The 13,051-nt window shown below is 49.9% G+C and carries 15 protein-coding genes; 11 read left to right on the top strand and 4 right to left on the bottom strand.

Features of this window, described 5'->3' with window-relative positions; all coding sequences use genetic code 11:
• Positions 1–66: 66 nt before the first annotated feature.
• The 3 genes from C5O19_RS02515 (at position 67) to C5O19_RS02505 (ending at position 2,719) form a co-directional block, all read left to right on the top strand.
• On the top strand, positions 67–1,461 hold the full coding sequence (locus tag C5O19_RS02515; RefSeq protein WP_165795919.1) for a glycoside hydrolase family 140 protein: 1,395 nt from the start codon (positions 67–69) through the stop codon (positions 1,459–1,461).
• 65 nt (positions 1,462–1,526) lie between these two features.
• Positions 1,527–2,117: a precorrin-2 dehydrogenase/sirohydrochlorin ferrochelatase family protein gene (locus C5O19_RS02510; protein WP_104713817.1), complete on the top strand. Its 591-nt coding sequence runs from the start codon at positions 1,527–1,529 to the stop codon at positions 2,115–2,117.
• Between the two features lie 32 nt (positions 2,118–2,149).
• Positions 2,150–2,719 (top strand): uracil-DNA glycosylase family protein, encoded by a 570-nt coding sequence (locus tag C5O19_RS02505; RefSeq protein ID WP_104709770.1) that lies wholly within the window; start codon positions 2,150–2,152, stop codon positions 2,717–2,719.
• Between the two features lie 10 nt (positions 2,720–2,729).
• Here the strand turns inward: C5O19_RS02505 and bla are convergent, their stop codons facing one another.
• From bla to C5O19_RS02485, 4 genes are all read right to left on the bottom strand, one after another.
• A complete protein-coding gene (gene bla, locus C5O19_RS02500) occupies positions 2,730–3,614 on the bottom strand; it encodes a class A beta-lactamase, subclass A2 (protein ID WP_165795918.1) in 885 nt (294 codons plus the stop codon).
• A gap of 110 nt (positions 3,615–3,724) precedes the next feature.
• Positions 3,725–4,351, bottom strand: coding sequence for an ABC transporter ATP-binding protein (locus C5O19_RS02495; RefSeq protein ID WP_104709768.1), 627 nt, complete (start codon positions 4,349–4,351; stop codon positions 3,725–3,727).
• Between the two features lie 104 nt (positions 4,352–4,455).
• Positions 4,456–5,118 (bottom strand): response regulator transcription factor, encoded by a 663-nt coding sequence (locus tag C5O19_RS02490; RefSeq protein WP_104709767.1) that lies wholly within the window; start codon positions 5,116–5,118, stop codon positions 4,456–4,458.
• 145 nt (positions 5,119–5,263) lie between these two features.
• Complete coding sequence (locus C5O19_RS02485) at positions 5,264–5,929, bottom strand: sensor histidine kinase (protein ID WP_104709766.1); 666 nt, start codon at positions 5,927–5,929, stop codon at positions 5,264–5,266.
• Between the two features lie 247 nt (positions 5,930–6,176).
• Between C5O19_RS02485 and C5O19_RS02480 the strand changes: the two genes are divergently transcribed.
• From C5O19_RS02480 to C5O19_RS02445, 8 genes are all read left to right on the top strand, one after another.
• On the top strand, positions 6,177–7,415 hold the full coding sequence (locus C5O19_RS02480) for an ABC transporter permease (protein WP_104709765.1): 1,239 nt from the start codon (positions 6,177–6,179) through the stop codon (positions 7,413–7,415).
• 100 nt (positions 7,416–7,515) lie between these two features.
• On the top strand, positions 7,516–7,980 hold the full coding sequence (locus tag C5O19_RS02475) for a DUF3299 domain-containing protein (protein WP_104709764.1): 465 nt from the start codon (positions 7,516–7,518) through the stop codon (positions 7,978–7,980).
• Between the two features lie 74 nt (positions 7,981–8,054).
• Positions 8,055–9,422: a neutral/alkaline non-lysosomal ceramidase N-terminal domain-containing protein gene (locus tag C5O19_RS02470; protein ID WP_104709763.1), complete on the top strand. Its 1,368-nt coding sequence runs from the start codon at positions 8,055–8,057 to the stop codon at positions 9,420–9,422.
• A gap of 182 nt (positions 9,423–9,604) precedes the next feature.
• The gene (locus C5O19_RS02465) at positions 9,605–10,000 is read left to right on the top strand and encodes an NADH-quinone oxidoreductase subunit A (protein WP_104713815.1); all 396 of its coding nucleotides are present in this window, start codon (positions 9,605–9,607) and stop codon (positions 9,998–10,000) included.
• A 42-nt stretch (positions 10,001–10,042) separates the two neighbouring features.
• The gene (locus C5O19_RS02460; RefSeq protein ID WP_104709762.1) at positions 10,043–10,600 is read left to right on the top strand and encodes an NADH-quinone oxidoreductase subunit B; all 558 of its coding nucleotides are present in this window, start codon (positions 10,043–10,045) and stop codon (positions 10,598–10,600) included.
• A gap of 32 nt (positions 10,601–10,632) precedes the next feature.
• Positions 10,633–11,133 (top strand): NADH-quinone oxidoreductase subunit C, encoded by a 501-nt coding sequence (locus tag C5O19_RS02455; protein ID WP_104709761.1) that lies wholly within the window; start codon positions 10,633–10,635, stop codon positions 11,131–11,133.
• A 75-nt stretch (positions 11,134–11,208) separates the two neighbouring features.
• A complete protein-coding gene (gene nuoD, locus C5O19_RS02450; RefSeq protein WP_243406309.1) occupies positions 11,209–12,489 on the top strand; it encodes an NADH dehydrogenase (quinone) subunit D in 1,281 nt (426 codons plus the stop codon).
• Positions 12,490–12,495: 6 nt separating this feature from the next.
• Complete coding sequence (locus tag C5O19_RS02445) at positions 12,496–12,993, top strand: NADH-quinone oxidoreductase subunit NuoE family protein (RefSeq protein ID WP_104709760.1); 498 nt, start codon at positions 12,496–12,498, stop codon at positions 12,991–12,993.
• Positions 12,994–13,051 lie beyond the last annotated feature (58 nt).

Genomic DNA, 13,051 nt, shown 5'->3' with positions numbered 1-13,051 from the left:
GTTTTCTGGAAATTCTACGTGTAATCCCTTGCGGGATGTATCTTTCTTCTCTAAACCTCTTGACCAATGAAAACCGTAGGCATGACGCTGGGATTTGCTCTGCTGAGCTTGGGCGTGTGGGCTCAACAAGCCTTTTCTCACGGGAAATTAAAAGTAGCCTCTAATCAACGATACCTAGTTCACGCCGACGGCACTCCCTTTTTCTGGCTGGGCGATACAGCCTGGGAATTGTTTCACCGGCTGAATCGGGAAGAAGCCGATCGCTATCTCAAACGCCGGGCCGAGCAGGGGTTTACCGTAGTACAAGCCGTAGCCCTGGCTGAGCTGGATGGCTTACATACGCCGAATGCTCTAGGTGAAAAACCCCTTCGACACAACGATCCGGCCCAACCCAATGAAGCCTATTTTCAGCACGTGGATTACGTGATTCAAAAGGCGGCTTCGTACGGAATCGTCATTGCTCTGTTACCAACTTGGGGAGATAAACTGAACAAAGCTTGGGGGAAAGGCCCTGAAATTTTCACGACTGAAAACGCCCGTACCTTTGGCCAATGGCTGGGAAACCGGTACAAAAATCAGCCGAATGTGGTATGGGTGATCGGTGGCGACCGTACCCCCCGCGAGAAGTCGGATGACGTGGCCGTCTGGCGGGCCTTGGCTCAGGGGGTCACCGAAGGCGTGGGGGGAGTGGATCAGGCCCTGATGACCTTTCATCCTCAACCCAACGAGCTGACGATGGGCGGCTCTTCACACTGGTTTCATCAGGATAGCTGGCTGGATTTCAATATGATGCAGAACGGTCACTGCCGCGATACGCCTACGTACAACAAAATTGCCTTCGTCTACAAGCGAACGCCCGCCAAACCCGTCCTTGATGGCGAACCCATTTACGAAGACCATCCGGTGTGTTTCAACGCCAAAGACCTCGGCTATTCCAATGCATACGATGTGCGGAAGTACGCGTACTTCGACCTCTTTGCGGGTGCCCACGGCCATACGTACGGCTGTCACGATGTCTGGCAGATGTATACGCCCCGGCACGAGCCCGTCAACGGGCCGCATCTTTCCTGGGAAGAAGCGTTGAATTTGCCCGCGGCTAATCAGATGCAGTACGTACGGGCTTTGATGGAATCGCGACCGTTGCTCGACCGCGTGCCGGATCAGTCGCTGATCGAAGAAAACCAGTACGGACCCGCCGACCGGATTCAGGCGACGCGGGGGAAGGATTACGCCTTTGTGTACTCCGCTGCCGGGCGGCCCTTTACGGTCCGCCCCGGAAAAATTTCGGGAACCTCCTGGCAGGCGACCTGGTACGACCCGCGTACGGGAGACAGCAAAACGGTCGGGAAAGTGTCGGGTCAGAAGCCTCAGAAATTCACTCCACCTACGCAGGGATACGGACAGGACTGGGTATTGATTCTCGACGACGACAGCAAGGCCTACTCTCTGCCGAAGCGATGATTGAAACGACTGTTTCGTTCGGGTGTTTTTTAATCCGTACTTTTGATCAAAATCCGTATGTACTGATGAATCGTCTGTTCCCCGTCTTTCTAAAACTCGAAACGCTGGATGTCCTGCTGGTGGGTGGTGGCAACGTTGGCCTGGAAAAACTGACCGCCTTACTCCAGAATAGTCCAGATACTGCGGTGACGGTAGTAGCCCCGCTTATTCGTGACGAAGTACGGCAACTGGCCGGGCAACACCCCCGCGTCCGACTCGTCGAACGGGCCTTTGAATTCCGTGACCTGGACCATACCGACTTGGTCATTCTGGCAACGGATAATCCCGCCTTACACGCCACCATCAAAACCGAAACCCGGCAACGACGCATCCTGACCAACGTAGCCGATACGCCGCATCTCTGCGATTTGTACCTGGGGAGCATTGTCCAGAAGGGGGATCTGAAAATTGCGATTTCCACGAATGGGAAATCCCCTACCCTGGCCAAGCGGTTGCGGGAGTTTTTCAGCGAAATCATTCCCGATAATATTCAGGAGATTTTGGATAATCTGGTCGTTATACGGGAACGGATCAAGGGCGATTTTCAGGCGAAAGTCAAACAACTCAACGACCTGACGGAAGGATTGGTTAAAGAAGCACCGTCCAAAGATTCCTGAATTTTTTGGCTCGTTTTTCCGTTAGAACCGTAATGGAAGAATTGCTAGCTCAGGTACGTAATTGCACCCTTTGTACTTCGTTTTTGCCCTTACCACCCAAACCCATTTTGCAGGCCAGTAGTCAGGCCCGAATACTCATCATCGGGCAGGCTCCCGGCCAGAAAGCTCATGATTCGGGCATTCCCTGGAACGATGCCAGTGGTAATCGCCTGCGGCTGTGGATGAACATGGATCGGGATACGTTCTACGATCCCACGCAGGTAGCCATTGTTCCCATGGGCTTTTGTTATCCCGGCAAGGGGTCGGGTGGCGATTTGCCGCCCCGGCCCGAGTGTGCTCCGTACTGGCACGAAGCGATCCTTCGTCACTTACCCCATATCGAACTGACGTTACTAATTGGTCAGTACGCTCAGCGGCAGTATTTACCCGTCCAGCAACCACTAACCGAAGCCGTGCGGGAGGCCGAACGCTTTTTACCGGCGTACTGGCCCCTGCCCCATCCTTCACCACGTAATCAGTTCTGGCTTCGCCGGAATCCTTGGTTTGAAGAAGAGATGGTACCCCTGTTACGAGAAAAAGTTGCAGCGATTCTTCATGCGTGAGTACTGCCTTTTAATTCTGGTTGTAGTGATCGTAGGCGGCTTTAGCAATTCGGGCGATGGTTTGCTCTCGTACTGCCGTTTCCGCTTTAGAGTCCATCACGAATACAGCCACTACCAGGTGTTGGCCGGAAGGCAAAGTAATCACCCCTACGTCGTTAGTAGCCGCGGTCACACCCGCCGGGCTCGTACCTGACGTGCCCGTTTTCCGAGCGATGGGCGTACCCTTGGGCAGCAATCCCGGCAAGCGGTTAGGAGCCGTAGAAGTACTGAGCATAATATCCTTAAGAACCTTGGTATAGGCGGAATTGAGGAGTTTTCCCTCATAAAAATCGTTCAACAAACGTCCCATCAGTACCGGCTCGCACCAGTTTTGATACTGTACGGACCATTCCGTCGCCATTTCTTCTTCGGTTGCCCGAATGGCGATGTTTTTGTAACCCAAGTGGTGAAAGTAATTTTCCACGACTTTTGTACCTCCAAGTTTTCGCAGGATAATGTCGCAGGCATTGTTATCGCTTAGAGCTACCATGTTCTCAATCAATTCCCGAATCGTTATATCCACGTTTCCTTGCGGGTACTTGTCGCGAATGGGGCTGTGTGTATTGGATAACAATTCTTTTTTCGTAACGTGCCATTTTGTATCCAGGTCGAATTTACCCGCCTCGATCTGGTTCAACAGAGCTATAGCAATCGGAAATTTATAGACACTTAGCATCGGAAAATGTCCGGTACCATTCAAGGAAAGCGTATCGCCCCTTTCCAGATGAATAATGGAGACGCCGACGGTTCCCCCGGAGCTTTGGGCGATTTGTTGAATAGCCTTGCGTAAGGACGATTGCCCGAAACTTGCCAGCGAAATTAGTAAGCCCAGGAGAAGAGCAGAAAGACGATACATGGTAGGGAAGTGTTGAACCGATGGAAACATAAAAATACCCTGACTACTGATACGTAGCAGGGTATAGTAATAATTTCTGCAGGATTTTTCTGAGATCTGTCTGAATAGCTTTACAATTCGACTCGCTTCGGGAATACGTCTTTCAGTCGGCCGTCGTGTGTAACCACGACCAGACTGGCCCCCAGATGAGCCGATTGTTTCTTGAGTAGCTCCACGACCAGATAGCAGTTTTCATCGTCAAGGCTAGAGGTAGGTTCATCGGCCAGAATTACCTGCGGTTCGTTCATCAGAGCCCGGGCAATACCTACCCGTTGCTGCTCACCCAAACTGAGTTGATGCGTTTTTTTACCGAGGTGTTCCGCAAAGCCCAAACGTTGAGCCAGTTGACGGGCCTTTTCGGTATCGGCTTTTTTCCCGGCTAAGTAGTTAGCCAAAACCAGATTATCCAGTACCGATAGCGAGCGTACGAAATGCGGCCGCTGGTAAATCAGACCTACGTGTTTGGCCCGGAACGCCGCCGCTTCGCTGGGTGAAAACTGCGATATGTCCTCCTGGCCAATGCGTATTTGTCCGCCCTGCGGCTGAAGTAACAAAGCCAGTAAATGTAGAAAGGTCGTTTTGCCCCGGCCCGAACGTCCCAAAATCAGAAGAGTATCCTGATCGGGACATTCAATATCGGGAAAGCTAAATTGCTTCGTTGGGCTATAAGCAAACGTCAAATTGTGCGTCTGAATCATGCAGGAAGTTTGTTTACGGTTTCGCAACTGTGCTTTCCAAACGAGTACATTCAATCCCTATAGATGAATCTTCCCGGAAAACGGTACGCGAAGTACGTAAAACCTTAGGACTTTTTCTCTTCCACGGCAATACGAACCAGCTCAACTGTATTTTTTACTTTGGTTTTACGCAGCATGTTCGCCCGGTGGTTCGTTACGGTACGAATACTCAGGTTTAGCTTTTCAGCAATCTCCCGACTGTTGAGGCCTTCCGCAATCATGGTCAGAATTTGACGTTCCTTGCGGGAAAGTTTACTCAGCGGACTATCGTCGTTTCCACGCGTAGCTGTGCGTCCGCGGCTGCGGCCCAACAACGCGTCTACGAATACGGACGAGATGGTCGGAGGGAAATACTTATCCCCTTGCGATACTTTCTGCAAGGCTAGTAGAATTTCTTCTTTATCCGTATCCTTCAGCAAATAGCCCGCAGCTCCGCTTTCTACTGATTTTAGAATATAGTCCTGATTATTATGCATGCTAAAAATCAAGGCTTTAACGGTTGAATACTGCTGGGCAATGGCTTTAGCAGCTTCAATTCCGGATAAGCGAGGCATACTAATATCCAGAATTACCACATCAGGTTTCGTTTCAGGAATTTTATCCAACGCTTCCTGACCATCTGCGGCTTCTCCTACAATTTCTACTGAATCTTCATCGGCGAGCAGCATTCTAAGCCCTTTCCGTACTATGGTGTGATCATCTGCGACGAGTACTCGAATTTTTGCCATTCGTTTCATTGACGGTTATATAAAAGAAAGAAGTGCTGTGATATTGCTCGGCGGAAGCATTAACCACAGGATTGTACTCCAAAGTAACGAAACATATTAGATTGAATACTATTCCCCACTTTTTTATTTTTAAAAATAATTACAATTACCGAGACAAAGATACTTCAATACTCGTTCCCTGCCCCGGAACAGACTCCATATGGAAGCGTCCTCCCAGCAATTCAGCCCGTAATTTCATATTCCGTAACCCGGATTGTACCTGAGCACGTCGCGTAAGTTCTTCCACAGAAAAACCTATACCGTCATCTACTATACGTAAAACTAATTGATATAAATCAGTTTCGCTCAAGTGTACCTCAATCCGCGAAGCCTGAGCGTATTTTAAAGCATTGGTGAGAGCTTCCTGCGTAATTCGGTATAGTTGAATTTCAGCCGTTTCAGGCAATCGCTGGTTTTTTCCATTGGACTGAAAATCAACCGTTAAGCTCCCGGGTCGGGTGACGCGTTCGCAAAGCAGACGGAGAGCGGCCTCCAGTCCAAAATCACTTAACACACTAGGCATCAGATCAAAAGCTACCTGACGGGTCGTAGCAATTGTTTCCAGAATCAGTTGTTGCAACTCCTGATAACTATTGCGTTGGCGTTCGGTAAAGGAAGCATCCGCTAACTGGTCGATGTGCCAACGGATGCCCATCAGTAGCTGCCCGATGCCGTCGTGTAACTCGCGGGCCAGGCGTTGGCGTTCTTCTTCCTGCCCTTCCAAGAGGGCAGCCGTACGAATGGGATCGGTCGATTCAGGTAGATCTGACATGTTGTTTAAAATTTGAAAATATACTGGTCGCTTTTACTACCTGCGGCCTGTCATTTTCGGGTAGGCTGAGTTGATTGTTGAGTACAATTCTACTGCAATTTTTATGTATTTCTTCGTCGACTGACTTTTGTTAGCCTTTGGAGTGATGTATTCAGCCCTGGTCTGTTGCGTTCTCTTCCTGGAAAAAGTGTGCTGAATTTCCTTTTTTTACCCGTAAAAGGCATTGGTTTTTTTGCAACTTTGTGGCATGAATGTAATCAAGATCTCCCTGGCTAATTTGCGGGATAAACCGCTGAGTACTTTCCTGAGCACCCTTCTAATGGCCTTAGGTGTAGGCTTGATTTCGCTGTTGTTACTGATTAGTCAGCAGTTGGAAGACAAGTTTACCCGGAATCTGAAAGGCATTGATCTAGTGGTTGGAGCCAAAGGCAGTCCCCTGCAAATCATTCTTTCTTCTATTTATCAGATAGACTCTCCTACGGGCAACATTCCCTTGTCGGACGCCCAGATGCTCTCGCGTAACCCCATGGTACAAAAAGCGATTCCGCTGGCTATGGGAGATAACTACAAACTCTTTCGCATTGTTGGTACCGATTCTTCGTACCTGACTCATTTTGAAGCAAAACTAACGGAGGGTCGTATGTTTAGCCAGCCGCTGGAAGCCGTCATTGGTGAAAAAGTAGCCCGGCAGACCGGCCTGAAGATTGGCGATACATTCGCCGGAGCCCACGGTTTTGACGAGGAAGGCCACGTACACGGCGACGCCAAATATAAAGTCGTAGGCATTGCAGCTTATAATAATTCAGTGGTAGACAATGTAATCCTGACGCCCGTGGAAAGCCTCTGGAAAGTACACGAAGGTCAGGAAGGCAGTCAGGGCAATGCTATTATTGGTGAAATGATCAATGGAACGCCGGAAGATTCCACGGCCGACGATCCCAGCCATGAGATTACTTCGTTGCTCATCAAGTTCCGCAATCCGATGGGTAACGTCATTCTGCCCCGGATCATCAACGAAAATAGTAAGCTACAGGCCGCTTCGCCTGCCCTAGAAATCAACCGGATGCTCGATCTGCTCGGCGTGGGCGTCGATACCATTCGCTGGATGGCCCTGGTCATCATTGTCATTGCGGGTATCAGTGTATTTGTTTCGCTGTACAATTCGCTGAAAGAACGTCGCTATGAAATGGCCCTGATGCTCGCCATGGGTGCGACCCGGAGTAAACTCTTTGCCATGCTTTTGCTGGAAGGTTTACTAATCAGTATCTTGGGCTATATCATTGGTATTGTGCTGAGTCGGGTGGGTTTAGGAGTCCTTTCCGCCGGAGCTGATCAAAGCTTTCATTACAGTTTTCAGGTACTGGCTCTTTCGCCGTTGGAAGGCTTATTACTGGTGGGCGTACTCCTGCTGGGATTACTGGCGGCAGCCCTGCCTTCGCTGAATGTATACCGCCTCAATTTGTCGCGGACCCTGGCCGAGGAATAATTCCAGAAAGCTGATTGCAACCTTGTTGAAAAAAGTAAGGGATTGCGGTAACTTTGTACAGATTTTTAGCGTTACTCATTGCTGAAACCATTTCCGTGTTATGAAGCTATTCAAAATATTATCGCTGTTTTTGGCCGTTGGACTGTTCGTAAACGCTACTACGGACGCCCCGAAAGTGGCAGATCCTGCTAAGATTACCTGGGATAATCTGAAGGATGTGAAATTTCAGAAGAAGTGGTATCCCGAAGAAAAAATGTATATCCTGTACCCGAACTTCGGTCCTGGCGTACAGAAGCTCAGTAATAAAGAAGTCATCATCAAGGGTTATCTGGTACCGGTAGACATTACGACCAACACCTTCGTACTTTCAGCCTACCCGAACTCCATGTGTTTCTTCTGTACGGGTACGGGTCCGGAAACGATCATGGCTCTTAAAATGAAGAAGACCCGCCGGTTTAAAGTGGACGAAGTACAAACCTTCAAGGGTACGCTCAAACTCAACGCCAGCGACATCTACGAACTTAATTACATTCTGGACAATGCCGAGATTTACAACGGCGAATAAGTCCATCTACGTTCCTTTGTATCTTTGCCCCACCCCTAGCGGTGGGGTTTTTTCTTTGCTCTAACGGATTGTTCATGAAGTTCCTACGCCTCATTACCAAGATTTCCCTGGCTCTTATTGTTTTTATTCTCCTGATTTTAGCGGTTACCATGACGACCGTTGACGAAACGCCCTATACGGCCACCGAAGCGTATCAGCAAACCCAGCAGAATCTTCAACGCGTGGACCAACAACTGGCCTCACAGCGGGTGGATACGACCGGCCCTACCCTGAATGTCGGTTGGGCGAAAGCGAACATTACCCCCAGCTACGCAACCCCGTTGGCGGGTTACGGTACCCGCCGGGGCAAAGTGTCTACCGGTGTACGGGATTCGCTGTGGGTACGGGCTTTCGTCTTTGATAACGGCAAAACCCGTACGGCTTTGATTGCCTCCGATTTGCTCATCGTCCCTCCTACGGTTGTAGCCGCCGTGCAGGCACAATGGCCGAAGAATCTGGGTTTCCCGGCGGATCGCATTTACTACGGAGCCATTCATAGCCATAACAGTGCAGGGGGCTGGCAGGCAGGTGTGGGTAGCGAACTGATTGCGGGAAGCTACAATCCCGAAGTAGAAACGTTTCTGGCTAAACAAATTATTACGGCCATTACGGAGGCTACGCAACGCCTAGCTCCTACAGAAATAGGATACGGAGAAATCAGTGAGCCTAATCGCATTGAAAACCGTTTAGTGGGAAATGAAGGTACGGTTGATAGCCTCATCCGGATGCTTAAGTTCAAGAAATCTACTGGTGAAACGGCCCTACTGGTGACGTATGCTGCTCACGCAACGCTGCTCAAAGACGAAAACCTAGTGGTATCGCGGGATTACCCCGGCATTCTGGTGGATTCCCTGGAAAAAGAAACCGTGAATTTTGCGGCTTACATGGCCGGAGCCGTGGGCTCCATGCGGCCCAAGACCGAGGGCCAGACCGACGATGAGGAAATGAACAACCAGGCCCGGGCTTTACTCGGCGACATTGAAAAAGCGTACGGAACCTTGCCTACTCAAAAAGCCCGCGAATTGGAATTTGTCCGTCTTCCCCTCGGATTACGCCAACCTCAGCTCCAAATTGCCAAAGGCTGGAAACTTCGCCCCTGGGTTTTCAACTGGCTCTTTGGAAAGGCCGAAGCCGATCTGAAAGCCTTACGCATTGGTCAGACAGTATTGCTGGGTATGCCCTGCGATTTTTCCGGCGAACTAGTGACAGACTTCACGGAGGTTGTACGACAACGAAACCAGCATCTCATGGTAACCAGTTTTAATGGATACTATATCGGCTACGTTACGCCCGACAAGTACTGGACCCGCGACACCTACGAGAGCGTAGCTATGAACTGGTTTGGCCCTAATACCGGTAGTTATTTCGTCGAAACAGGCCGTAAACTTTTAAATAAACTGTGAAAAAGTAGCAATTTCCAGGAATGAGGTTAGAATAATCTAAAATTATTTAGAAAGATTCTAAAATCATCAGAAGATTGGGAAAGACGCCGGGAAATACGATTTTTGTAAGTAAAGAAAGTACAATTTTAATATCGAGTCTGATTCAGACTTTACTTATACTAATCACCCGTACCTCGTTTCCTATGGCTTCACTTCCCGCGGATTTTGCACCTGTCCTTGTACAATTTATTGCGGCTTCCGGATTCATCGGAATGACCATGGTGGCGACTCACTTGCTTACGGGTCGTCGTAAAACCAGTAGTACCCTTAGAAAAGAAGACCCTTGGGAGTGCGGTATCCCCGTTTACGGTGATGCCCGTGCCCCTATTTCCGTTAAATACTTTTTAACGGCTATTCTTTTCGTGCTTTTCGATGTAGAAATCATCTTCATGTACCCCTGGGCCGTCAACTTCCTCAAGTTTCGAAACGCTGGTTTGGGCACGCTGGTATTTGGGGAAATGATCGTTTTCATGCTCCTGCTACTGGCAGGTTTCTATTACGTAATTAAAAAGGGCGTATTGAAGTGGGATCAGGACTAAGGTCTTGTCCCTGTGCTACGTCCCCTGAACAGTATTCCAACTATGAGCGATAGACCCAATAATATCAAAATTGTAGATGCTCCGGACGGCTACGGCGGTTCGGGTTTCTTTGCTACTTCGTTTGAAAAAGTAATTGCTCTGGCCCGCAGCAACTCGCTCTGGCCGCTCCCTTTTGCTACCTCCTGCTGCGGAATCGAGTTCATGGCTACGATGGGTGCTACGTATGATCTGGCCCGCTTTGGTTCGGAACGTCCGAGCTTCTCACCCCGGCAATCGGATATGCTGCTGGTGATGGGTACCATTGCCAAGAAAATGGCTCCGATTGTACGGCAAACGTACATTCAGATGGCCGAACCTCGCTGGGTCATTGCCGTGGGAGCCTGTGCCTCTTCGGGTGGAATTTTTGATACCTATTCGGTACTACAGGGCATTGATCGGGTCGTTCCCGTGGATGTCTATGTCCCTGGTTGCCCGCCCCGCCCCGAGCAGATTCTGGATGGAGTCATGCAATTGCAGGAGATTGTTAAAAACGAGCCGCTGCGTCGTCGGGATTCTGACGAGTATAAGGCACTGCTCGAATCGTACGGAATTATCAAATAGCTACGGCTTCATTCCCTCGTTGAAAACTACTTATGCTTAGTAATCAAGAAATTGCCGACGATCTGTTGGCTCAGTACGGTGATAAGATTGCGGGGTTTGAAGAGCATCACGAGATCATGAGTGTCTTTACGACCGTTGAGACGGCCAAGCCCATGATTGCGTATTTGTATAACCACCCAACGTTTAAATTCCAATATCTTACCGATTTGGCCGGCATTCACTACCCGGATAATACGGGCGGTGAGCTGAGCGTGGTCTATCACCTCCACAGCTGGACGCACAATCATCGCATTATGATCCGGATTTTCGTTCCCATCGAAGCTCCGGACGTTCCTACGATTGTTGACCTGCATAAGAGTGCCAACTGGATGGAGCGGGAAGCGTATGATTTCTTCGGTATCAATTTCGTGGGTCACCCGAACCTGATTCGGATTCTGAACATCGAGGAAATGGATTATTTCCCCATGCGAAAAGAATATCCCTTGGAAGACGCGACCCGTCAGGACAAAATCGACGCCCTTTTTGGCCGTTAGGCGGATTTCTGCGAGCGATGCTCCCCTAGAACTCCACTGACCTCACTGCAGCGAACTGCTAAAAAGCCTAATCCGATGAGCGAAACCAACACAAATAATACATTAACCCAGCGGGATCAGCCGACCGTTATGGGTCCGCAGGTGGGAAACCTGGCCCTCAAGGATGGTGTACCCCTAATTGCGGAAGACGGTCGCGAACTTACCACCCTCAACCTCGGGCCAACGCACCCTTCCACGCACGGGATTTTCCAGAATATTCTAACGATGGACGGTGAGAAGATCGTTTCGGGAGTACCGACGATTGGTTATATCCACCGGGCTTTCGAAAAAATAGCCGAACGCCGCCCCCTGTACCAGATTACCACGCTGACCGACCGGATGAACTACTGTTCCAGTCCGATCAACAACATGGGCTGGCACATGACGGTCGAGAAATTACTCGGTATTGAAGTTCCCAAACGGGCTCAGTACATCCGGGTGATCATGATGGAACTGGCTCGTATTGCCGATCACCTTATTTGTAACTCCATTCTGGGCGTAGATTCCGGAGCCTTTACGGGCTTTCTGTACGTCATGCAGAAACGCGAGGAAATTTACGAGATCTACGAAGAAATGTGCGGAGCCCGTCTGACGACCAATATGGGTCGTTTCGGGGGAATGGAGCGGGATTTGTCTAACGAAGCCATTCGTAAAATCCGTGAATTCATTCGCAGCTTCCCACCCGTGATGCAGGAGTTCGAGAAGATGCTGAATCGCAACCGTATTTTCATTGATCGTACGGTGGGCGTGGGTCCGGTATCGCAGGAAATGGCCCTTCAGTATGGCTTCAGCGGTCCAAACCTGCGAGCCGCGGGCATCGATTACGACGTACGGGTGATGAGTCCGTACTCTTCTTACCAGGATTTTGACTTTGATATTCCCGTTGGTTACTCGGGCGATACCTACGATCGCTTCATGGTACGCAACGGAGAAATCTGGGAGAGCTTTAAAATCATCCAGCAGGCCGTAGAAAACCTGCCCGAAGGCCCCTTCCACGCCGATGCTCCAGAGTACTACCTCCCGCCCAAGCAGGAAGTGTATCGCAACATGGAAGCTCTCATCTATCACTTCAAGATCGTGATGGGTGAAATCCCGATTCCCGTGGGTGAGGTATACCATGCCGTTGAAGGCGGAAATGGAGAGCTGGGCTTCCACCTGATTTCGGACGGCGGCCGAAGTCCCTACCGACTGAAAATGCGGCGACCCTGCTTCATTTTTTATCAGTCTTACCCTGAATTATGCAAGGGCGTTACGTTGTCCGATGCCATCATTATCATGAGTAGCATGAACGTAATTGCCGGTGAATTAGACGCTTAACCTCCCATGCTTGAAACAAAACCTCGCATCGAATTCACGCCGGAACGGCTGGAACGAGCCAAAGAAATAATAACCCATTATCCCGAAGGCCGGCAAAAATCGGCCCTGCTCCCGCTCCTGCACCTGTTACAGGAACAGGAAGGCTGGACGCCTGCCGAAGGGATGGATTACATCGCAGAATTGCTGGGTATACAGCCCATTGAAGTATACGAAGTGGCGACGTTTTACACCATGTACCACCTCGAACCCGTTGGCAAACACGTCATCGAATACTGCCGAACCGGTCCGTGTATGCTGATGGGGGGCGAAGAAGTATACGCCCATTTGAAGCAGAAAATCGGTGCTCAGGACGGCGAAACTTCGGCCGATAAGCTGTTCACGATCAAGCCCGTGGAATGTCTGGCCGCCTGCGGCTGGGGTCCCTGCTTTCAGATCCGTGAAAAGTACTACACGCACCTAACGATTGAGAAAGTAGACGAAATTATTGATGAACTCAAGAAATAGTTTTCAGTCTTCAGTGGCCGTTTTCAGTGCGAAGCACGCTTTGCCGAAAACTAAAAAC

The sequence above is a fragment of the Siphonobacter curvatus genome (assembly GCF_002943425.1).
GTDB lineage: Bacteria > Bacteroidota > Bacteroidia > Cytophagales > Spirosomataceae > Siphonobacter > Siphonobacter curvatus.
Note: the sequence above shows the minus strand (reverse complement) of the source record. Positions and strands in the feature narration are given on the sequence as shown.